General features: G+C 39.9%; 17 protein-coding genes. 14 read left to right on the top strand and 3 right to left on the bottom strand.

Annotated elements, in window-relative coordinates; genetic code table 11:
* Positions 1–230 precede the first annotated feature (230 nt).
* Positions 231–2,918 carry a pyruvate, phosphate dikinase gene (ppdK, locus tag MSI_RS07860; RefSeq protein ID WP_009105561.1) on the top strand — a complete coding sequence of 896 codons (2,688 nt, stop codon included), beginning with the start codon at positions 231–233 and terminating at the stop codon, positions 2,916–2,918.
* A 499-nt stretch (positions 2,919–3,417) separates the two neighbouring features.
* A complete protein-coding gene (locus tag MSI_RS07855) occupies positions 3,418–5,520 on the top strand; it encodes a DEAD/DEAH box helicase (RefSeq protein WP_009105559.1) in 2,103 nt (700 codons plus the stop codon).
* A 20-nt stretch (positions 5,521–5,540) separates the two neighbouring features.
* Here the strand turns inward: MSI_RS07855 and MSI_RS07850 are convergent, their stop codons facing one another.
* Complete coding sequence (locus MSI_RS07850) at positions 5,541–7,328, bottom strand: hypothetical protein (protein WP_009105557.1); 1,788 nt, start codon at positions 7,326–7,328, stop codon at positions 5,541–5,543.
* A 143-nt stretch (positions 7,329–7,471) separates the two neighbouring features.
* On the opposite strand from MSI_RS07850, the gene MSI_RS07845 reads away from it, so the two are divergent.
* Both MSI_RS07845 and MSI_RS07840 read left to right on the top strand, forming a co-directional pair.
* Positions 7,472–8,914 (top strand): lipopolysaccharide assembly protein LapB, encoded by a 1,443-nt coding sequence (locus MSI_RS07845; protein ID WP_009105555.1) that lies wholly within the window; start codon positions 7,472–7,474, stop codon positions 8,912–8,914.
* A 13-nt stretch (positions 8,915–8,927) separates the two neighbouring features.
* On the top strand, positions 8,928–10,112 hold the full coding sequence (locus tag MSI_RS07840) for a TraB/GumN family protein (protein WP_009105554.1): 1,185 nt from the start codon (positions 8,928–8,930) through the stop codon (positions 10,110–10,112).
* A gap of 30 nt (positions 10,113–10,142) precedes the next feature.
* On the opposite strand, the gene MSI_RS07835 is transcribed toward MSI_RS07840, so the two are convergent.
* The gene (locus MSI_RS07835) at positions 10,143–11,021 is read right to left on the bottom strand and encodes an AraC family transcriptional regulator (protein ID WP_009105553.1); all 879 of its coding nucleotides are present in this window, start codon (positions 11,019–11,021) and stop codon (positions 10,143–10,145) included.
* 107 nt (positions 11,022–11,128) lie between these two features.
* Between MSI_RS07835 and MSI_RS07830 the strand changes: the two genes are divergently transcribed.
* The 5 genes from MSI_RS07830 to MSI_RS07810 all read left to right on the top strand — a co-directional run bounded on the left by MSI_RS07830 (position 11,129) and on the right by MSI_RS07810 (position 15,594).
* Entirely contained in the window at positions 11,129–11,878 is a 750-nt protein-coding gene (locus MSI_RS07830; RefSeq protein WP_009105552.1) for a septal ring lytic transglycosylase RlpA family protein, read from the top strand.
* 67 nt (positions 11,879–11,945) lie between these two features.
* Positions 11,946–12,974, top strand: a complete 1,029-nt coding sequence (locus MSI_RS14005) for a GGDEF domain-containing protein (protein ID WP_081481370.1) — start codon at positions 11,946–11,948, stop codon at positions 12,972–12,974.
* Positions 12,975–13,031: 57 nt separating this feature from the next.
* Positions 13,032–13,847: a KilA-N domain-containing protein gene (locus MSI_RS07820; RefSeq protein WP_009105550.1), complete on the top strand. Its 816-nt coding sequence runs from the start codon at positions 13,032–13,034 to the stop codon at positions 13,845–13,847.
* Between the two features lie 66 nt (positions 13,848–13,913).
* The gene (locus MSI_RS07815; RefSeq protein WP_009105538.1) at positions 13,914–15,011 is read left to right on the top strand and encodes a zinc-ribbon domain-containing protein; all 1,098 of its coding nucleotides are present in this window, start codon (positions 13,914–13,916) and stop codon (positions 15,009–15,011) included.
* Positions 15,012–15,081: 70 nt separating this feature from the next.
* Positions 15,082–15,594 (top strand): zinc-ribbon domain-containing protein, encoded by a 513-nt coding sequence (locus tag MSI_RS07810; protein ID WP_009105537.1) that lies wholly within the window; start codon positions 15,082–15,084, stop codon positions 15,592–15,594.
* A gap of 55 nt (positions 15,595–15,649) precedes the next feature.
* Here MSI_RS07810 and pheT read toward each other — a convergent pair whose 3' ends face one another.
* Entirely contained in the window at positions 15,650–17,962 is a 2,313-nt protein-coding gene (gene pheT, locus MSI_RS07805; RefSeq protein WP_009105536.1) for a phenylalanine--tRNA ligase subunit beta, read from the bottom strand.
* A 120-nt stretch (positions 17,963–18,082) separates the two neighbouring features.
* Between pheT and MSI_RS07800 the strand changes: the two genes are divergently transcribed.
* The 5 genes from MSI_RS07800 (at position 18,083) to MSI_RS07780 (ending at position 21,945) form a co-directional block, all read left to right on the top strand.
* Positions 18,083–18,706, top strand: coding sequence for a flavin reductase (locus tag MSI_RS07800; protein ID WP_009105535.1), 624 nt, complete (start codon positions 18,083–18,085; stop codon positions 18,704–18,706).
* A gap of 583 nt (positions 18,707–19,289) precedes the next feature.
* Positions 19,290–19,514 (top strand): hypothetical protein, encoded by a 225-nt coding sequence (locus MSI_RS07795; RefSeq protein ID WP_009105534.1) that lies wholly within the window; start codon positions 19,290–19,292, stop codon positions 19,512–19,514.
* A gap of 234 nt (positions 19,515–19,748) precedes the next feature.
* The gene (locus MSI_RS07790) at positions 19,749–21,059 is read left to right on the top strand and encodes an ATP-binding protein (RefSeq protein WP_009105532.1); all 1,311 of its coding nucleotides are present in this window, start codon (positions 19,749–19,751) and stop codon (positions 21,057–21,059) included.
* Positions 21,060–21,228: 169 nt separating this feature from the next.
* Positions 21,229–21,543: a hypothetical protein gene (locus MSI_RS07785; protein WP_009105530.1), complete on the top strand. Its 315-nt coding sequence runs from the start codon at positions 21,229–21,231 to the stop codon at positions 21,541–21,543.
* Positions 21,544–21,594: 51 nt separating this feature from the next.
* On the top strand, positions 21,595–21,945 hold the full coding sequence (locus tag MSI_RS07780; RefSeq protein ID WP_009105527.1) for a hypothetical protein: 351 nt from the start codon (positions 21,595–21,597) through the stop codon (positions 21,943–21,945).
* The last annotated feature ends 38 nt before the right edge of the window (positions 21,946–21,983 follow it).

Below are 21,983 nucleotides of genomic sequence, written 5' to 3'. Positions count from 1 at the left end.
TGCTTCATGTTTTAGGTATAACTCTGCTTGTACTGCTTGCTGAACTTGCCGGCGTTGCAGTAACTGCTGTAATTTTGCGTGCCTGCTGTAAACTTAAGAAATAATCTTCTCTCAACGCTTATCATTTAGCCGGTCTATTTGACCGGCCGACACTTGTAACAATCTCTTTAAACCTATAAAATAATTCTATTAACATTAGCAAATCTTTTTTTATAAATGGAGAAAAATCGATGGCTACAAAGTATGTTTACTTTTTCGGCAACGGTGACGCAGAAGGCGATGAATCAATGCGTCCAATTCTCGGTGGTAAAGGTGCTAACCTTGCTCAGATGGCAAAGGCTCCTTTAAGTCTTCCAGTTCCACCTGGATTCACAATTTCTATTGACGTATGTCAGGAATATTACAAACTCGGTAAGAAATATCCTGAAGGACTTGATAAGGAAGTTGCAGAATACCTTAACAAACTTGAGACAACTTTCGGAAAGAAACTTGGTGATGAAAACGATCCACTTTTGGTTTCTGTTCGTTCTGGTGCTGCTGAATCTATGCCTGGTATGATGGATACAATCCTCAACCTCGGTCTTAACGACAAATCAGTTCTTGGTCTTGCTAACAAGACAAACAACCCACGTTTCGCATGGGATGCTTACCGCCGCTTTATCCAGATGTACGGTAACGTTGCTATGGGTGTTGATCATGACAAATTTGAAGCTATCATTGACGAAGTAAAATCACACCGCGGAATCAAAGAAGACGTTGATCTTACAACTGAAGAACTCCAGGAAATCGTTCAGAAGTACAAGGCAATGTACAAACAGGAAAAAGGTGAAGATTTCCCTCAGGATCCACAGGTTCAGATGTGGGGTGCTATCGGTGCCGTATTCGGTTCTTGGATGAACGAACGCGCTATCATTTACCGCAAGCTCAACAACATTGATGAAAACGTAATTAAGGGAACTGCTGTTACTGTAATGGCTATGGTATTCGGTAACATGGGTGATACATCAGGAACTGGTGTAGCATTCTCTCGCGACCCTTCAACTGGTGAGAACCACTTCATGGCTGAGTACCTTATCAACGCTCAGGGTGAAGACGTAGTAGCTGGTATCCGTACTCCAATGGATATTTCTGCTCTCGAAAAACAGCAGCCAGAAATCTTCAAGGAAATTTCTACAATCCGTGACCGCCTTGAAGCTCACTACCATGATATGCAGGATATGGAGTTCACTGTTCAGGAAGGAAAACTCTTTATGCTCCAGTGCCGCAATGGTAAACGTACAGGTCCAGCAGCTGTTAAGATGGCTGTAGACATGGTTGCTGAAGGAATGATTACAAAAGAACAGGCTCTTCTCCGCGTTAAGCCAGATCAGCTTGATCAGCTCCTCCACCCACAGTTCGAAGCTAAGGCTCTTAAATCTGCTAAACCTTTGGCAGCTGCTCTTAACGCTTCACCAGGTGCTGGTTGTGGTGAAATCGTATTCACTGCAGAAGAAGCTGTTGAAGAAGACAAGAAAGGAAAGAAAGTTATCCTCGTTCGTAAAGAAACATCTCCAGATGATATCGCTGGTATGTATGTTGCTCAGGGTATCTTGACTTCTACTGGTGGACGTACATCACACGCAGCTGTAGTTGCACGTGGTATGGGTACACCTTGTGTATGTGGATGTTCAGACGTTGTATTTACAGGAAAAGATGCTGTAACAATCGGCGGAAAGAAATTCAAGAAAGGTGATTTCATTTCTATCGATGGTTCAACAGGTAAAGTTTACGGTGAAGTTATCCCTGTAACTCCTGCTTCAGTTTCTGGCGACCTCGAAACATTCCTTGGATGGGCTGACGAAGTTCGCGCTGCATCTGTTCGCACAACTCCATCTGGAAAAACTGTAAAAGGTTTCGAAGTTCTTGCTAACGCTGAACAGAACGAAGCTCCACAGGCATTCCGCTTTGGTGCTGCTGGTATTGGTCTCTGCCGTACAGAACACATGTTCTTCGAAGAACCAAAACTTACTTCATTCCAGAAGATGATTATTTCTGATACAACTGAAGAAAGAAAGGCTAACCTTGCTGCTATCCTTCCACTTCAGCAGAAAGACTTCTACGGAATCATTAAGACTATGGAAGGACGCGCTGTAACAATCCGTCTTCTTGACCCACCTCTTAACGAATTCGTACAGGCTGAAACTCCAGACTTGGCTAAAGCTTTGGCTAAGAAACTTGGTGTTAAAGTTGACTTCATCAACAAGAAATACTCTGAACTTAACGAACACAACCCAATGCTCGGTCACCGTGGTTGTCGTTTGGCTATCACATATCCAGAGATTTATGAAATGCAGGTTGAAGCTATTGCTCGTGCAACAGCTCAGGCTGAAAAAGAAGGTCTTAAACACGACGTTCGCATCATGATCCCTAACGTAACTACATTCGCTGAATTGAAACAGATTCGTGCTCAGGCAGAAGCTGTAATCGCAAATGTAAACAAAGAACTCGGAGTTTCACTCAAGTTCCAGATTGGTTCTATGATCGAATTCCCACGTGCTGCAGCTACAGCTAACCAGATTGCTGAATATGCAGACTTCTTCTCATTCGGTACAAACGACCTTACACAGACAACATTCGGCTTCAGCCGTGATGACTACTCTAAGTTCATCGATTCTTACTTGGATCAGAAAGTTCTTCTTCAGGACCCATTCAAGACTTTGGACGAAGATGGTGTTGGCGTAATGATCGGCCTCGCAGAAGAAAAGGGACGTTCAGTTAAATCTGACCTTCACCTCGGAATCTGTGGTGAGCACGGTGGAGACCCAGCTTCTATCGCTCTCTGCTACAAGCTTGGTTTGAACTATGTATCTTGTTCACCATTCCGTGTACCAGCTGCTCGTTTGGCCGGAGCTCAGGCAGTTATTAAGGCTTCTAAATAAGTTTAGATAAATTTGCTTAATTAAAGCGCTTTCTAGAAATGGAAAGCGCTTTTTTTTTGCCTGAACTCCGGTCACCCTGTCGGGTCGCCGCCAGATTAATCTGGCGAGATGTTTTATCGATAATCCTAAAAAGCTTGCCACTGGCAACCTTTTTTTAACGGATTTTCGATTATCATCAGGCGCACAGGCAGTTATTAAATGCGCAAAATAGGAAATCCGTTAAAAGCCGAGCCGAATAGGGTCGGTTTAGGATTTACCTACTAATTGCGCTCGCTCAAGCTATGCTTGAGCGCTTCTAATTTGCAAATATTTAACAATAAATGCGAAATATTCTAATATTTGCTTGTAATATTCATTACTTTCCTTTATAGTGAACTTCGCTGCCAAAATTGTTTGAGGGGCGGCACGGAAGCGAGGTTCTTTTGTTTCAGAGAGTTCATAAATAACTTTGCTTTCGATTGGATTACGCAGGGAAATTCCTGCACGAACAGAGGTATTTATGAAAATCGAAGAAATGAATGAAGCTGTAGTGGCTTCTGACGAAGTTGTATTGTCTTCAGAGCTTTTGGAAGACGATGAAGTTATTCCATTACAGGAAGACGAGGCTGACAGCGAAGACGCTGACACAGAAGATGAAGATGACGACGGCGAAGTAAGCTTTGCAGACCTTGGCCTCGACGAAGATACACTTAAAGCCGTAGAAAAGAAAGGATTTAAAGTTCCTTCTCCAATTCAGGTGCTGGCAATTCCTCGCCTTTTGAACGGTGACACAAACCTTATTGCCCGTGCCCGCACAGGTACCGGTAAAACAGCCGCTTTCGGACTTCCAATCATTCAGTCAATCAAAGAAAAATCAGATAAAGTTCAGGCTCTTATTCTTGAACCAACCCGCGAACTTGCAATTCAGACTTGCGAAGAAATGCAGTCATTTGCTTCAAAAAGCTTTCCACGCACAACAGTGCTTTACGGTGGTGCAAGCTACGTTTCTCAGATCCGCGAGCTTAAAAAGGGCTGTGAAATTGTTGTAGGAACTCCAGGCCGAATTAAAGACCATCTTGAACGCAAAACATTAGACCTTTCTAAAATCAAATATTTTATTCTGGACGAAGGCGATGAAATGCTTGATATGGGCTTCATCGACGATATCCGTGAGATTTTCCAGCAGGCAAATCAGGATGCCCGTATTCTTTTGTTCAGTGCTACAATGCCGGCTCCAATCCTTAAAATTGCTGCTGACTTTATGGGCGAATACGACATCATTGAGGAAGCAAAGGTTGTAGAAGAACCGCTTCTTATTGACCAGAAATACTGGGTTGTAAAGGAAAGCGAAAAAATCGAAGCTCTTGTCCGCCTTATCGACATCTCACCTGATTTTTACGGTGTAGTATTCACTCAGACCAAGATGGATGCTGATAACGTTACCCGCCAGCTTGATATGCGCGGTTACGAGGCAGACGCCCTCCATGGCGACATCATGCAGAATCAGCGCGAAAAGGTACTTGAACGCCTTAAGATGAAAAAGACCCGCATTCTTGTTGCAACTGACGTTGCTGCCCGCGGTATTGATATTAAAGATTTGACTCACGTTGTAAACTATTCACTTCCTTTTGACGCTGCAACTTACGTTCACCGAATTGGTCGTACAGGACGAGCAGGTAAAGAAGGTGTTGCAGTTACATTCGTTCGCCCGGAAGAAAGACGAAAGCTGCGCTTTTTGACTCAGGCTGTGGCAAAGGCAAGTAAGGGCGAACTTAAAGACGGTAAAATTCCGACTGTAGAAGAAGTTTTAAGTGTAAAACAGAACCGTCTCTTTGAAGAACTTAGGAAGAAAATATTTGTAAATGTAGAAGACGGTCGCGCTCTTGGTGACGAGGTTAGTCGCACAGGTGATGATACTGCCGCTGGAGAGGAGACTTTGAACGCTGGAAGTGAGTCGGCTCTCCAAAATATTGATCTTTCTGGTGTAAATCCTGCTTTTATCCGTCTGGCAGAAGAGCTTAACAATGGTCGCGAGGCTAATCAGGTGCTGGCGGCTGTGCTTTCGGTTATGTACGGCGACAAACTTTCGCCAAAGCATTACGGACGCATTTCTGTTTCTAAGGACAGGGATTTTGCACCGCGCGGCGATCAGACTCGTATTTTTATTTCTCTGGGAAAGAAAGACGGTTACCGGGCAAAAGAAATTGCAGATTATTTCAGCAAGCTGCTTCATATTCCGGGACGCATGGTTGATCAGATTGATGTTGCTCAGCAGTTCAGTCTTGTAAGTCTTCCTATTGCGTCGGCAAAAAAGGCAATTGAACTTTCTAAATCGGATAGAAGCCTGCCTCATATGCACGTTGATAACAAGGAAGAAGGTCGTGGAAGCCGACGTGGTGGACGCGATGACTTTGGTGGTCGTGCTAAGGGCGATTTTGGTGGAAGAGAACGCAGACGCAGCGAAGGATTTTCTGGTGAACGTGGCCGTCGAGAAGCCCGCGAAGGAAGCCGCTCTTCACGTCCTAATACACATTCCCACACAGAACGTAATTCACCACGCGCCGCAAGTCGTAAAGGTGCAAGCGCATTTGTGAAGAGCGGAAAAAAAGCTGAAAGATTTTAGCCTTGTAAAGATTTAGCGAATTAACGTAAGTGATCTTCATTTATAGCGGAGTCTTCATCAGAGGGCTCCGCTTCTTCATTTTCAGAGTCTGATTCAGAAGCAGCTTCCGGAGAAATATCAATTACGCCAGGGCGAGGCTCCGGTTCAACAACAACAGGGCGCACAGTGTAATCAAGGCGGATATCTTCTGTAGCCTGCTTGTGGCGGGATTTAAGAAGAAGAGTCTTGCTTTCTGGCTGATAAACATAACCTGAAGAGTTGTAGTTTTCAAAACGAGGGTCAGTACGGAAGCTGATATCATAGATATAAATAGAAGTAAAGCGTGGAATTCCCTTGATAATAAGATAATGTGTGTAGGTTGTCGGGAAGTCGATTGAAAGCGTGATAGAGCCGTCTGTATCCTTTTTATAGCGGATATCCTGAGCGCAGGTCCAGGCCCAGGTCCAGTTGCCGTCTGTAAGGTCAATTTTAGCAAAATGTGGATAATAAGAATTATCATAGAACAAAATCGGATAGAGATTTGCAAGGGTGCGAAGGTCAAAGGAATTTGTTCCGTTAAGATAAGAGTTTACGATTACATAGCCTGATTTTTCGTAAACAGGATTCTGAGAAAGTTGACCATAGCGAAGCATAGCCATTCCGGTTTCTGCGGCCTGAATTACAGAAACAAAGGTGTCGTTTTCTGAAATTGTAAGGGCGTTTCCGTCGTAATTACATGCGTCTGCAATGCGGGAAACACAATTTTCTACTGCCGGAAGAAGAAGAGCGGCGTATTCAGGCAAAAGCTTGTACAAATCAATGTAAGTCTGAATGATTCCGGTTGCCTGAGCAAGAGAAGCGTGAGAAATATCTGCGGCAGCGGCATTCTGTAAAATCTGAACTACAGCAGCCTTGTTTGAACTGATACAGAGGAAGCAGGCGATATTTCGGACGGTAAAGAGATCCAGGGAATTAGTTGCGGCAGCCTTGGAAATCTGAACTTCTGTGCTGGCAATGTAAGTTTCAAGAATCTTATACATATCAACAAGCGAGTTGAAGTATGGTGTTGAAAGGTAGGTTCTTGTCTTACTCTTTTTGAGGGAAACAGGAATTTCTTCAATGGCGCTTGTGTAGTTACCGATTTCGGCCTGAGCCGCTACATAGGAAATGGCAACCTGTTCGCTGAGGTTTGCTTCCTGTGTATTTGCCTTGAAGGCACTGATTAAATTAGACTTAATTGCGCTGCGGGAATCGTGGTAAAGCTCCTGGCTGGCAAGTGCAACTTCTGTAATAGAGTCAAAGCTGAACTTCTTAACGTTATTGTGAATTGCATAGGAAATGCGGGAATTATTCTTTGAAAAGCCGATAAGTTTTTCATTTGTAAGTGGAGTATTAAGCTCCCACATCATTTTTTTACCGGAAAGTATAGTTTTTGTTCCCTCACTTCCTTCAATCTTCATGTAGGAATTGAATTTAAATGGAATGTAAAGAGTTGAAATATTTTCAGGCAGTTCTGCAAAGGCGTAAAAAGATGATGTGTCAGAAGCGTTTGCATTTGCCTCTTCATTATCAGAAATGTTCAGGCCTGCAGAAAATTTTACATCATCAGTAAAATAAAGGGTGAAGGAATCATCGTCCTTTTCCCAGTATTTAAGGCGTACGGGAGTTTTCTGATTTGTTCCCGCTTTGGTAATTGTAGCAGGATTCTGGTCATCAATAAAAAGGTTGAGACCATTGTAAGAAATCTGCATTCTGTTCTTGAGCGGAAATTCTGCCCCGCTTTCATCAGATTTTTCCAAAGTTATATGGAGATTTCTTATTTTTTCCATTATGCTTGAATCTGTTCTAAATTGAAGAATAAAAATGCCGATTATTATAACGAAATCGACTAGAAGCATTCTTAAGGCTTTTCTGATAACACGAATTTGCATAGTTATTACAGTTTAGCCGAATTTTCTGTCAAGGGGAAGATATGAAAAAAAGCAAAATCTTAGCATGTGCTGCATTTTTTACACTTTGTTTTGCAGCTAACGCTTCGACTACAGAAGTAAAAGAAAGCGTTTCGGGTAGTGTTGACTTTGTTCAGGGTGGGGCTGCTGGACAGTCTGCAAATGTACGGTTTGCAAATCAACTTCAGAAGGAATTGAACGCAAATAATCTTAAGGGAGCAATTGCCCTTTTTGAAAAAATGCCTGCAAGCCTTCAGAATGATACAGGGCTCAAAAATCTTTTGGGCGCACTTTATTATTCAGACGGTCAGTATGATAAGGCAATTTCAAGTGCGGAAGCAGTTCTTTTGATTGATGGCAAAAATGTTGAAGCCCTGGAACTGATTTCTATGGCAGCTCACGCCAAGGGTGATAGAAAAACTTATCAGGAAACTGCAAAGCGCATTCTTGAAGTTGACCCTTATAATCCTTCTGTAAATATTCAGCAGGGGCAGGATTACGCAGTTGCAAAAAAATACAAGCAGGCTCGCACAAGTTATGCAAAGGCTTTGAAGGGCGACAGCAAAAATGAAGATGCCCTCTTTGGTTTTGCCCAGATGTGCTATTACCTGGATGATATGCAGACTGCAAAATCATCATTCGAACGCCTTCTTAATCAGAATCCGGAAAGTGCAATTGCCTATTCTTATCTGGGAAAACTTTCTGCAGAAGACCAGAATTATCTTAAGGCTGAAAGTCTTGTAAAAAAAGCTATTGCGCTTGAACCTTCTAATTACGATTTTTATATGGATTTGGGAAGCTACCTTCGTTCTCAGGGAAAATATGATGCGGCTACTACTGCCTGGAAGAAAGCTGCCAGCCTTGACCCTACTTACTTCCTTGCCTATGCATATCTTGCCGGTGTTTATGATGAGCGTGATATGTTTGAACAGGCACTTGAAAACTACCATAAGGTAATTCAGACAAATCCAAAATATTTTTATGCCTACGAAGAAACTGCAATTCTTGAGTATCATGCAGGAAATTACCAGGCAGCAATCAAGTATTTTGAAAAAGCCTATGAATACAGCCAGAGTCTTTCTTACAAACTGATGATCGCAGCCTGCTATTACAAGTTGAAAAAGCCTCTGGATGCAAAGAATGTTTTGAATCCAGTTCTTAAAACTCTGGATCGCGAAAGCCTTGAGTATATGATGGCTCGTTTCTGGGTTGATAACTTTAACCGCAATGCAGAAGCAGCACTTGTTCAGCGTATTAATAAGGAAGAAAACAGCCAGAAAAAAGGAAAGATGCAGTTTTATATGGGTCTCTTCTATGAAATTATGGGTGGTGAAGATGGTGCTGTAGAAATGTATTCTAAAGTTGCCGCAATGCAGGCTCCAATGTTCTTTGAATTCAGAATTGCTGAATGGGGAATGAAGGCAGGTCTTGAAGCCCAGAAAGAAAAGCAGGCTAATGCACAGTAAAGAGGCATCTTAGATGAGTCAGACACAAAAAATTTTGGAACTGGGCGGACGGAAAATTACTCTGGTGGGAACCGCTCACGTAAGTGCGCAGAGTATTGAAGAAGTAACAAATACAATTAAAGAGCTTAAGCCGGATTGTGTGGCGGTAGAGCTTGATGAAAAGCGGGCCGATTCAATTCAGAATGATCAGCGATACAGCGACCTTGATATTGTAAAGGTAATCCGCGAGGGCAAGGTTTTCCTGGTTCTTGCAAACCTTATGCTGGCAAGTTTTCAGAAACGCATGGGACAGAATATCGGGGTAAAACCTGGAGACGAAATGCTTGCGGCAATTAAAACTGCCGAAGAAATGGGCATTGCTACAAGCATGGTAGACCGGCCTGTTCAGACAACCTTGCGCCGCGCCTGGGCAAAAAACGGCTTTATGGGGAAGATGGGACTTCTGGCTTCTTTGCTGGCAAGTGCCTTTTCAAAAGAAGACATTGATGAGTCCGAAATTGAAGCGCTTAAGCAGAAAAACGAAATGGACAGTATGATGGGCGAGCTTTCAAAAGAAATGCCTGTGATTAAGGAAGTTTTAATTGATGAGCGCGATAAGTACCTGGCAAGCAAAATCTGGGAATCACAGGGAAATAATATTGTTGCAGTTTTAGGAGCCGGTCATCTTGCAGGTGTTGAAGCACACCTTAATAAGATTGCAGCTGGTGGTGAAAGCAGCGACGTTTCAGAAATCAGCGAGCTTCCTGCAAAGAAATCTATTGCAAAGTTTATAGGCTGGCTTATTCCTGCCGTTATTATTGGTTTTATTGCTGCAGGCTTTATTTACGGTGGCCGCAAGGCGGGAACAGCAATGCTTTCTACCTGGGTGCTGTGGAACGGTATTCCAAGTGCGGTGCTTTCTATTGTAGCGCTTGCTCATCCGGTTACAATTATCGTTTCCTTCCTGGCAGCGCCATTTACTTCCCTCTGCCCTTTTATTGGCGTGGGCTTTGTGAGCGGAATTGTACAGGCAGTAATCTGTAAGCCTCGCGTTCGTGATATGGAAAATCTTAGCGTAGACGTTCAGTCAATCAAGGGCTTTTACCGCAACCGCATTCTCCGCGTGCTTCTGGTATTTATTCTGTCATCGGTAGGAAGTTCAATCGGAACTTTTGCCGGCGGCGCGGATGTAATCAGGCAGTTTAGCGAAGCAGTTTAGGCTGGTGTAAGAAGGGGACGTTGATAAGTCCTATCCCTTTCTGAATTGTGTGGGTGACATGCCTTTTTCGCGGCGGAAAATCTTGGCAAAATGATTGGCGTCGTTAAACCCTACATTTTGAGCAATTTCTGTTATAGAAGTGTCTGTTTCTTTTAAGAGACGGGCACTTTTTTCTATTCTGAACTGAATGATGTAGTCAAAAATGCTGGTGTTCATGCAGCGCTTAAAAAGACGGCAGCATTCTTCCTTGCAGAGATTTATTTTTCCCGCAATATCATCAAGGGTGATGCGGTTTTCGTAGTTCAATTCGATATAAGTGATGATTGAGCGCAGGCGCTCAAAATCAAGGTTTGTTTCCACTTCAGCTTTAATAAAGGACTTTCTGTGTTGAAAGAGCAGCTTCCAGAACTTCTGCAGGCAGATGATTATTTCCAGTTCCTTTTCTTCTGTTTCAAGTTTGTTTTTTTCGATTAAATCTTTAATTATAGAAATGACTTCTTTGTGCCAGTCTTCAGAGCCGTCAAAAACAACAACCGGAAAGAAAAAATCCTGAACAACGGGTTTTACGTATTTTGTGTAGACGATACTGTTCTCAAAACCATAAATCACCTTGGGATCAAAGGTAGTAGCGATATAATCGCAGTTTTCCAGGGCAATCATGGAGCCGGAATGTAGAACGCCGGAATTACAGAAAATGGCATCGCCTTCCTTCAGAATAAACTCTTCATTGTTCACCTTGTAACGCATTTTTCCGCTGGTGATGAGGGTAAGTTCAATTTCCGGATGCCAGTGCCACAAAAAAGAACCTGACTCGTATTTACGAAGACTTTCGTGGCTTACGAGAACCGGAAAATTATAATTTCCGTGAGATTTTGTTTCTTTTTGTATGGCATTAGTTTCTATCTGCATAGATTTCTCAAAATACTACTAATTATCAATGATTTTAACACGCTTTGCCACAAAATACTACTAATAAATTTCTAAAATGGATTTTCCAAATCGCCGATAAAGAAAATATGAAAAAGCTGACTTTATTTTTACTGATCTGCCTGGCAGGCGTAACAGGAATTTTTGCTGAAATGTATAAGGCTAATGTTGAAGCCTCTTATTATGCGGACAAATTTCATGGGCGCAAGACTGCAAACGGCGAAATTTTTAATATGTATGATTTTACGGCGGCTCACAAAACGCTGCCTTTTAATTCAATTCTTAAGATTACCAATATTGCTAACGGAAAGAGTGTTACTGTGCGCGTAAATGACCGCGGGCCTTTTGTTGCAGGAAGGGAAATTGACCTTTCTAAAGCGGCTGCGGAAAAGCTTGATATGCTTGGTGCCGGAACTGCCCAGGTTAGTATAGAAATATTGCAGAAGGGGGCTGAAACTGCACTTTCTGCTGCTACGGCAAAAAAAGCTGCAACAAGTGTTCCAAGTGGAAGTTCTGGAAGGGAGCCTAATCCTACCGCGGCGGCGAAGCCGGCGCCTTCATCATCTAAAGATGATGTCACAGAAGAAATTGCCGTGCTTAAGGAAGAGCCTGTGGAGGAGTTGCGATGGGATATTCAGGTGGGCTCTTTTGGAGAGCGCGCTAATGCTGAGGCTCTGGCACAGAAGCTTTTGAAGGCTGGATTCAAAAATGTAGTTTATCAGAAGGCTGGAGCAATTACCCGTGTTGTAATCCGCGATCTGGCAACTGACCAGGTGCAGTCTGTTTTGAACCGGCTGGAAGAAAAAGGCTTTAAGGACTATCTGGTAAAGCGCCGCTAAAACAAAAAATTGAAATATCTGCAAGTTGTGATAAAATAATGTTATGCGGTGGTAGGATTTTGGAGTAATGATGGGCGAAAAATTTCTGGAATTCCTTTCTAAAAAGAAAACTCTGCTTTTTTTGATCATGTGCCTTATAGTGCATGCTTTTAATGCCTGCCTTTTTTATTATCTGGGGCTCTATCCTTTTACAGTTCTGAATGTTTTCAGCACGATTTTTTACGCCGTAGTTTTATTGAGTTTTAAAAAGCACCCGGATTTTTACATTATTTTCTCCTATCTTGAAATAATTACCTTTTCTTTTTTGAGTGAACTTTTTGCTGGTGGAGTCTTCTGCTATATTTTTTACGTTATCGGAATGATTTCTGTTGTCTGCTATCTGCTGCCACCTAAAAAACGCATGAAGCATCTTTTTCAGGTAATCGGAATTGTTTATGCGATTGCAATTTACGTTATGTACATGAATGATGTCTGCCTTTTCCCTGAATATTCCGAAATTATTAAAGGATGCGCCCGGGAAATTGGCTTTTTAAACCTTTGCATTACTCTTTTCACGCTTTTTTATATTTTCAACTTGTACATCTTCGAGCTTAATTCTGCTAACGAAAAACTTAATTATTTCAGTAATCATGATTTGCTGACCGGACTTTTTAACCGCCGCTTTTTTGAATTTATCATGCAGCGTAATAAAAGTGAAAATGAAAACGAATATTCTATCGCTATTTTTGATATTGATGATTTTAAAAAGGTAAATGATACTTACGGTCATCATGCCGGCGATTGTGTACTGAAAGTTGTCAGCAATTTAATAGAAGAAAATGCAAAAGATGATTATATTGCAGTCCGCTGGGGTGGCGAAGAGTTCATCCTTTACATGCCTCAGACAAACGGCGACCGCGCCTACGAAATCCTGACTGCCCTAAGCCAAAAAATCAGCGATACCAAAGTGACTTTTGATGAGCAGAATATCTCCGTAACAGTTACTGTCGGCATGTGCACCGGCAACGACCTTACCAATTACGAATCCGTTATCCGCCAGGCCGACGATAAGCTTTATTACGGCAAGCGGCACGGTAAGAACTGCGTGGTAAGATAAGCTTTTCGATTTTATATAATATAGTTATATTTATTAAAATAAAATCGGAGAGTTATAATGGCAAAAATTACAGTTGAAAATACAGATATTACAGTTATCAATTTTGAGGAACGAGATTATATCAGTCTTACTGATATGGCTGGTGCTAAAGAAAATGATAGTCGTGCTGCAGATATCATAAAGAACTGGCTAAGAAACAGATATACTATTGAATTTCTTGGAACCTGGGAAATGATACATAATCCAGATTTTAAAGTGGTCGAATTTGACCACTTTAAAATGCAGGCAGGTTTACCTTCTTTTGTATTAAGTTGTAGTGAATGGATTGAAAAAACAAATGCGATTGGAATTATTGTCAAAAAAGGACGTTATGGCGGAACTTATGCTCATAAAGATATTGCATTTGAATTTGGTTCTGCAATTAGTGTTCCATTTAAGTTATATCTCATTGAAGAATTTCAGCGACTAAAGGATGCTGAGCAAGCACAACTCGGCTGGTCTGCAAAACGCGAACTGGCAAAAATAAATTATCGTATTCATACTGATGCCATAAAACAAAATCTTATACCTCCTGAACTTACATCAAAACAAATATCTTTTGTATATTCTGATGAAGCTGATATGTTAAATGTTGCTATGTTCGGAATGACAGCAAAAGAGTGGAGAGAATCTAATCCTGATTTAAAAGGTAATATTCGCGATTATGCAACAATAAATCAGTTAATATGTCTTTCAAATATGGAAAACTTAAATGCAGTTTTTATAAATGATGGACTTCCACAAACTGAACGTCTTGAAAAACTAAATAAAATCGCAATTCAGCAAATGGAAGTTCTGGAAAATATTGAAGATAGGAAATTACTGACAGAATAATTGAAACTTGTATCCTTATCTATAAATATCTTTGATTATTATTTTATTGAATAAGAGTCTTTTAAGTTGTTTTTAGATTTTACTATCATAGAATTATATCCTTTTCTCTCTAAGGAATTTGACCATTCAAAAAATAAAGAAATTAAAATAGAAAAACTTTCCTTAGAATATAAACAACCTATATGGTGGATCTGTGAAAAAAATCATTCTTGGCATGCTACTTTAAAAGAACGAATAGATGGTTATAACTGTCCAATATGCTCTAATCGACGATTACATCGTGGGAAAAATGATCTTCAAACAACACATCCAGAGTTAATACAAGATTGGGATTTTGCAAAAAATGGAAATTTAAAACCTGATGATGTTACAGAAGGTTCACCAATTAGGGTTCATTGGATCTGTCATATTTGCAAATCAGAATGGATAACAAGTATTCGGGATCGAACCAGATCAAAAAAGACAGGTTGTCCATCATGTGCACGTAAAAATGTATGGAAAAAGCGATATAAACAGAAATTAATTGAAACTGGATGCATTTCAAATCCAAAATTACTTGAAGATTGGGATTATGATGCAAATTATCCTCTAACACCATCAGATTTTACGCCATCATCAAACAAAAAAGTATGGTGGAAGTGCCATGTTTGTCATTACAAATTTGAAGATAGAATTAACAATCGAAGTAAAGCATTATATTGTCCAGTATGTACAAACAGAGTTGTTATTGCAGGAATTAATGATTTAAAAACAACACATCCTGATATAGCAGCACAATGGCACCCAACAAAAAATGGTAATTTGAAACCTACTCAATTTTCTTATGGAAATGCAAAAAGAGTTTGGTGGATATGTCCGGTTGGACATGAATATCAATCAACAATTCTGAATAGGACAAGGAAAAAAGGTAATGGGAACTGTTGTCCTATATGTGATGCAAGAAGACATACTTCATTTGCTGAACAGGCGGTATTTTTTTATGTAAAAAAGAGTTTTCCAAATACAATAAATCGATATAAAGATTCATTTCTTAATGATTTTGAACTTGATATTTATATTCCAGAAAAAAAGATTGCTATTGAATACGATGGAAAAGCCTGGCATAAAGAAATCTTATTCGAAAGAGAAAAAGAAAATATCTTATATGTAAAGAAAATGGAATAACTTTAATTCGATTAAAAGAAACAAAGAAAAAGATTCTGATTTAAAGAGTTGTGACTTTGTTTTTTATACAATGTGGGAACACGAAATTTTAGAAAAGACAATTTATGATTTATTGAAATTCTTAGGTTGTGATAAGTATGAGATAAATATCGAAGAAGATAAATTTAAAATTACAAAAAATATGGACAAAGAATATACAAATTCATTTGGAAAATTATATCCTGAATTAGCAAAACAATGGCATACACAAAAAAATTATCCTGCTACACCATATATGTTTTCTTGTGGAACTCATTTTAAGGCTTGGTGGATATGTCCAGATTGTGGTAATGAATACGAAGCAACAATTGCTAGTAGAGTAAACGGAACAGGCTGCCGCAAATGTGCTATGGATAGATTTTGGCATAATAAATGCAAGAAAGTTGCAAGAATAAATCTGAAAACAAAAGAAATTGAAAAAATATACAATTCCATAACAGAAGCAGCAAAAGATTGCGGATTTAAAAGTTCTTCAAATATTACATCTGTTTGTAAAGGTAAAAAAGATAGCGTTGGTGGATACGGATGGAAATATATAGAATAAAAAAACGCCTGGCATAATTACCAGGCGTTCGTTTTTTCAGGCTATAATTGCCAAATTAGCAAACCTCGCAGTTATCTGCTTTGTTTGTTGTAACAGGCTTGCCGTCTGCGAGGGCCTTGATTCCGGCGATTGTAAAGCATTTGTTGCTTACGCGGTATTCAACCTTGCAGAAGTGGTCGATATCGATTTTTGCAGGTTTTTCGCCTGTGTATTCGTTACCTTCAAGCTGAATTACTGTTCCTGGAGCAGCCCAAGGAGCGGTAAGAAGTTCAACCTTTTCTTTTCCATCTTCTGTGTAGTCGCAGGCAAGAAGCATTCCGCGGCTTTCTACACCCTTCATCTTACGTGGAGCAAGGTTAGCGGCGATGATTACATGCTGACCAAGAAGCTCGTCTTCCTTAAGATATGGGCGGAGACCGCTCTGAATAATGCGCTCTGTTCCAGAACCGTCATCCAGAGTTTCGATATAAAGCTTGTCGCCCTGTGGGTTTGTTTCAACCTTTGTGATTTTTGCAACGAGAAGTTCAATGTGCTCGTTGAAGTATTTTGCAGGATTTGTCTCTGCTTCTGACTTCTGGTTTCCGCCGTTAGGAGCAGCGTCACCTGCGGCTTTTTTTGCTTCCTGTTTTTTCTGAGCGTCAGTTTTTGTATCTGCAGTTGCCATAAGGCTTTCAAGGTCAAGTTCACCGCCGGCACAAGGAGTTGTAATTCCCCAGTTTTCAAGAACCTGTGGGTGAATCTCGCCGAATACACCAACAACTTCGCCATTTACTGTAACGCCAGCCTGACGTCCTACAATAAAGCGAGGATCTTCTGTTTCTACAACCTTGTATTCGTGGTCAAGGTAGTAAAGAAGGCTTGAAACTTCACTTGCCATATCGTTGAAGTTTGCGTTAGCGGCACTTGTAATAAAGCCGATGTGCTGGCGTGTGATTGTACCTGTAACTTCATCATCCTTGAGGTAAGCAACCTTACCGATTTCAAAGATTTTGTGAGGGTAAACGGCATTTGCACTTCCGCTTTCTGCACGAAGAAGTGAAGAAAGAATTTCCGGTCTGATGAACTGATAGTTTTCGCTCATAGGGTTTGCAATTTCAATAACCTTAGAGCCGTCAATTCTCATATTGTCGATGTAGTCTTTTTTAGAACCTACATAGTTAAAAATCATTTCCTGATAGCCAAGACCTACCATCAAAGTTTTTGCCTTGCGGCTAAACTCTGTAAGTGGAAGAAGGCGTCCAACAGTAAAGTCAGATGGAGTTACCGGCGGGAAGGCTGCAACGTTTGCACCAATCATAACGTCTTCAATGATATCAACTTCGTGGAGGAAGTCGTTGCGGTATGGAGCCGGGCTGAGAGTGATTTCTTCGCCTTTAACTTCAACACTGCTTCCCATGCGGGTAAGAGCGTCTACAACCTTTGGCATGTCAAAATCAGAACCCAAAAGCTTGTTGATAGCGCCCAAAGTTGTTTTTGTTGTCGGCTGGAAGTAGTAAGGAACCATGATGTCCTTTCCAAGTCCTGTGTCATAGGGATGGCGAACAAGAACAGGTTTAATTTCGTAGCCCTGATCAGCAAAGTCGCAGGCAACGATGTTAGCAGAAAGGATAAGGTTTTCAATATTATCACCGGTAAGCTCAACCATAAGGTCTTTGTCGCCAACCTGAACGGCACCCAAAGTTGCAGAGTTGATAATTGGTGCCATAGAAAGGATTTCGTTTTTAGCGTCGCTCAAAAGAGGGAACTTAGACTTGTCAGCAAGAATCCAGCCAAAGTCTTTTCCTTTTGGATGATCTGTAAGAATTTGACGGCAAGTCATAGGAGATTCGCACTGAAGAGGAACAAATGAAGTTTTGTCAGGGTCAACAGCATGATATTTTACAGGGAATTTAATCTGGTCGATACGGTAAACACCCATAGAAAGTGACTTACGCTTGCGGCCGAAGTTCCATGCAAGTTTTTCCTGTGTCTGGATAATGTCCTTAAGCATCGGATCGTCGATTGGTTTTCCGGCAATCATAAATGCTACCATGTAAGGACGGATATTTTTAAGCTCTGGATCAACGTCAACAACGCGGTCAGCATAATCATTGTTTCCGCGGTTTGTCATCAGCTTCATGTAATCAACAGTTTTTCCGCCTTCGTGAAGTTTAATCTGGCGGGCAACACCGTTTGTTGACCAGAGGTCAGGACGGTTTGTATCGTTCAATTCAATTTTTACAACGCGCTCGTTTTCTGGGAGCGACATATCTGGCTTTTCGTCAAGTTCAGCCTTTGCGCAGGGAAGCACATCTTCCAGTGCATCATAAGTGTATTTTTTTCCGATAGCATCAAAAAACAGTTTTTCGTTACATTCAATTTTTGGCATTTTAAAATCCTTAAAAAATCTTCTATATAGATAAATTATTATAGTTAAAAGAGAGGGTTAATTCAATTCGACTTCTTTAAAAATCCAAAAGGTCGGTGTAAAATTAATGTGGAGGTCTTTATGGAACAAAAAGCTTTTTATAATCTTTCTTACGGCGTTTTTATTCTTGGAACAAAATCGGGCGATAAAATTAATGCCTGCATTACAAATACCTGCTTTCAGGCAGCTGCGAACCCGGTAAGGGTGGCAATTTCCTGTATTAATCAGAATCTTACCTGCCAGATGATAAAGGAATCGGGGGTATTTTCGCTTTCAGTTCTGGATCAGACCTGTACTTTTGATACAATTTCTCGTTTTGGTTACCAGAGTGGCCGCGATGCAGATAAATTTGCAGATTTTGAGCATTCCCTGGATTCAAACGGCTGCCCTTATGTTACTTCGCAGGTCTGTTCCGTTTTTGAATGTAAGGTTCTTTCCAGCCAGGATTTAGGAAGTCATACCCTTTTTGTTGCAGAAGTTACAGATGCAAAAGTTGTAAGCACGAATCCGCCTTTAACCTATGCTGACTATCAGGCAAATGTAAAACCTAAAAAATCTGATACACCAGCGCCGTCTAAAAAGATTGTTGCCTGGAAATGTAAAATCTGCGGATATGTTTACGAAGGTTCTGAATTACCAGCTGACTTTGAATGTCCGATTTGCGGTCATCCTGCCGAAGATTTTGAACCGGTGTATGAGGAGTAGGAGGCGTGCTCACTACGTTTCGAATCGTGTTCTGGATTTTTAATACTTTAGTTTTAAAACAAAAAAGGCTCACAATCACTTGTAAGCCTTTTCTATTTGAGACTGACACGATTCGAACGTGCGACCCCCACCTCCGCAGGAATTCGCGGTTTATTTCAAAATCAGTCAGTGATAGTCAAGTTATAGATGTCTTAATAGTATTTTAGTTCAGTATCTTGAGTTATGCAACTGAATTATTTTGATTGTAATTGAGTATCTTTCAGTTTTAGTACAATCGTTAGTATTAACGTGTATATGATTAAGCAATAACGTTTTTTAGTTTTCTTTTGCTGAAGTTTACTTGTTGAAAAATAAGAATTTTACTACGTAGGATTAGGCAAGTCAGGAATAAAAATTTAAAAAAATATACGGAAAGGTACTAATATATATGCCTCTGGGTACTAAAACATATGCCTTCCCGTACACACCATTTGATTTATTATATGAGCAGATTAAAAAAAAGTTTGGGGATAAATCTGGAAATGTAAACTCTTAGTAAACGTTATCCGGGTTATTAATACTGCTTAAGGAGGAATTAAAAAATATGAATGGTGAGATGAGAGGTTTGTCTGTGGAAGAGGCTGTGAGAGAAGCTTCTGCGTATCTGAAAAAAACTGCTTGTGAAAAAACATACGGTGATATCTGTGTAACTCTTACGATGTACGAAGGTCAGCCTGTAAAGCTGAATACAGCTTATTGTGAGCATTTGATGAGGCGGAAAAAGTGCAGCCTCACTACAAATAAAAATCAAATACAGGGGGTGATATAGGTGTCTGGTATGGGTGCTGTTAAGACCGCAAACAGTAATCCTGAAAAAGCAGAAGTCTTCAGGGCTTGGGATTAAAGATTAGATGATGAACCTCCCAAGTTCTTTAGGCTTGCATATGGTTCAAATGAGACAAAATTCGTTGAAATTTCGTGAGCGAATATGTAAAATATCGTTAGAATTTCGTGATGATAAATATGTAAATACGTTAGATTTTCGTGATAATATTGGAGTGTTATGTACAGAAAAATTATAGAAGACCTGAAAAACTGGAAGAATTCTCAGCACAGAAAGCCTCTGATTTTGCAGGGGGCAAGGCAGACCGGTAAAACCTGGATTATGAAGGAATTCGGCAGAATGGAATATCAGAATACTGCATATCTTTTTAGCCAGGAAAATCAGACCCTACAGAATCTGTTTGAAGCTCCATTTGATAAAGAGCGGCTTCTGAACGGTTTTCAGCTTTTGTGCGGATTCAAAATTGAACCTGAAAAAACTCTTATCATCATTGATGAAATTCAGGATATTCCAAAGGCAATTACAGCCCTTAAGTTTTTTTATGAACAGGCTCCGGAATATCACATAATCTGTGCTGGTTCACTTTTAGGAGTCTCACTGCATGAAGGCGTATCATTTCCAGTTGGAAAGGTTAATTTTCTGAATCTTTATCCGCTTTCTTTTTCAGAATTTCTGATGGCGATTGGAAAAGAACAGCATGCTGCATTAATCAATTCAAGTAATCCTGATGCAGAACTTATAAAATCATTTTCAGCTGATTTTACAGAATTCCTTCGCTATTATTTTTTCATTGGTGGAATGCCGGAAGTTGTTTCTACATGGATTGAGACAAAAGATTTTAATGAAGTGCGCCGAGTTCAAAAAGAACTTCTGCGAACTTATGAGAATGATGTTTCAAAACATACTTCTGATGAAATGGCAAACAAGATAAAACAGGTTTGGGATTCAGTTCCGAGTCAGCTTGCAAGAGAGAATAAGAAATTCTTATATTCTGTTGTAAAGGAAAGCGCCCGTGCTCGTGAATATGAAAATGCAATAAACTGGCTTTCTAATGCCGGATTGCTTACAAAGGTTTTCAGAATAAATAAATCTGGAATTCCGATTAAAGCTTATGAAGACCTAGATGCATTCAAAATTTTTATTCTGGACACCGGCCTTTTATGCAGTATGACAAATCTTAGTGCAAAAGTTCTGCTTGAAGATAATAAACTCTTTACTGAGTTCAAAGGCTCTCTTACAGAGCAGTTTGTCTGCCAGCAGCTGATAAGCGAATTTGGAATTACCCCATATTACTGGTCTTCAAAAGACGCTACAGCGGAAATTGATTTTATTTTCCAGAATGAAGACGAAATTATTCCTGTTGAAGTAAAGGCAAGAATTAACTTAAAGGCAAAAAGTCTGAAACAATACCGCGAAACTTATAGCCCAGAGACCGCCTTTAGATTTTCTTTATCTGATTATGTAAATCATGGTGTACTGAAGGATGTGCCTTTGTATGCACTCCCGATGATAAGAATGTTTTTGAAATAGTTGGATAAATATTAGAAGAATTGCGGGCGTGATGAACATTACGCTCCCCCCCACAATCAAAAAGCTTCCAAACCTGGTCATTGGAGAGAGTTTGGAGGCTTTTTTTACTTGCTTCTTTTATGTCCACTCTATCATGAAATGAAAAAGGCATTCATTAAAATCTTTAAGTATGATTTTATACATTATTCTTGGCGGAATTATTCTCGTAATTTTTGGTTTTGCATATATGATTTGCAAAAATGATAAATCATATGGAGGTCCTGGAACTGGAGGGAATTCTTATAGACGGCAACATTATTATTCAGATCTTGTTACTGTTTCGATAACAACAGAAGAAGAAAAAGAAAAAGAGAAAGAGAAAGAAAAAGAAAACGATGAGGGGTATATTCTGGATATTCATGAATCAAATATCAAAGAAATTGAAGAAAAGCTCAAAAAAAAGAATTACACTCCCACGAAATGCCAGACTCCTAATGTTATATAGATACATCATCGGTATGTTCTGCTAAATAATGATATAAAAGGAGTCCTGCCTATGTTATATAAAAAATTTTTCTGTAGAAAAGATAATCACAAAGAGCTTTCTGGAACTTCGGCTTTTATTATTATTTCAACCATAGATAAAATTTTTATTCGTCTAAAAAGAAATACGACTGATTCTTTTGAGGCCAACAAAGAAACTGTAATTTCTTTTTGGGATTACACTAATCTTTTATATAAACTTGATGAGAATCTTCCTGCAGAAGTAAGTAACGGAATTATGTCTAAAAAGCTAATAAAAGTTTTTAAAAATGAACTATTTAGGCGAAGTTTTAATCTCAACAGCTATTTGAGATATATTGAACAGAAAAGACCTGTAAATATAGAAAAAAGATTATCTGTATAATACAGAAACTACTTCGGCTGTACGGATATGTAAAAGGA

This window comes from Treponema sp. JC4 (genome assembly GCF_000260795.1).
Taxonomy (GTDB): domain Bacteria; phylum Spirochaetota; class Spirochaetia; order Treponematales; family Treponemataceae; genus Treponema_D.
The sequence above is the reverse complement of the archived record's forward strand: the minus strand, read 5'-3'. Positions and strand labels throughout refer to the sequence as shown.

Coding starts and splice junctions, on each gene's coding strand:
- ppdK (WP_009105561.1), top strand. CDS start 231: ATGGCTACAAAGTATGTTTACTTTTTCGGCAACGGTGACGCAGAAGGC.
- MSI_RS07855 (WP_009105559.1), top strand. CDS start 3,418: ATGAAAATCGAAGAAATGAATGAAGCTGTAGTGGCTTCTGACGAAGTT.
- MSI_RS07850 (WP_009105557.1), bottom strand. CDS start 7,328: ATGGAAAAAATAAGAAATCTCCATATAACTTTGGAAAAATCTGATGAA.
- MSI_RS07845 (WP_009105555.1), top strand. CDS start 7,472: ATGAAAAAAAGCAAAATCTTAGCATGTGCTGCATTTTTTACACTTTGT.
- MSI_RS07840 (WP_009105554.1), top strand. CDS start 8,928: ATGAGTCAGACACAAAAAATTTTGGAACTGGGCGGACGGAAAATTACT.
- MSI_RS07835 (WP_009105553.1), bottom strand. CDS start 11,021: ATGCAGATAGAAACTAATGCCATACAAAAAGAAACAAAATCTCACGGA.
- MSI_RS07830 (WP_009105552.1), top strand. CDS start 11,129: ATGAAAAAGCTGACTTTATTTTTACTGATCTGCCTGGCAGGCGTAACA.
- MSI_RS14005 (WP_081481370.1), top strand. CDS start 11,946: ATGATGGGCGAAAAATTTCTGGAATTCCTTTCTAAAAAGAAAACTCTG.
- MSI_RS07820 (WP_009105550.1), top strand. CDS start 13,032: ATGGCAAAAATTACAGTTGAAAATACAGATATTACAGTTATCAATTTT.
- MSI_RS07810 (WP_009105537.1), top strand. CDS start 15,082: ATGTGGGAACACGAAATTTTAGAAAAGACAATTTATGATTTATTGAAA.
- pheT (WP_009105536.1), bottom strand. CDS start 17,962: ATGCCAAAAATTGAATGTAACGAAAAACTGTTTTTTGATGCTATCGGA.
- MSI_RS07800 (WP_009105535.1), top strand. CDS start 18,083: ATGGAACAAAAAGCTTTTTATAATCTTTCTTACGGCGTTTTTATTCTT.
- MSI_RS07795 (WP_009105534.1), top strand. CDS start 19,290: ATGAATGGTGAGATGAGAGGTTTGTCTGTGGAAGAGGCTGTGAGAGAA.
- MSI_RS07790 (WP_009105532.1), top strand. CDS start 19,749: ATGTACAGAAAAATTATAGAAGACCTGAAAAACTGGAAGAATTCTCAG.
- MSI_RS07785 (WP_009105530.1), top strand. CDS start 21,229: ATGATTTTATACATTATTCTTGGCGGAATTATTCTCGTAATTTTTGGT.
- MSI_RS07780 (WP_009105527.1), top strand. CDS start 21,595: ATGTTATATAAAAAATTTTTCTGTAGAAAAGATAATCACAAAGAGCTT.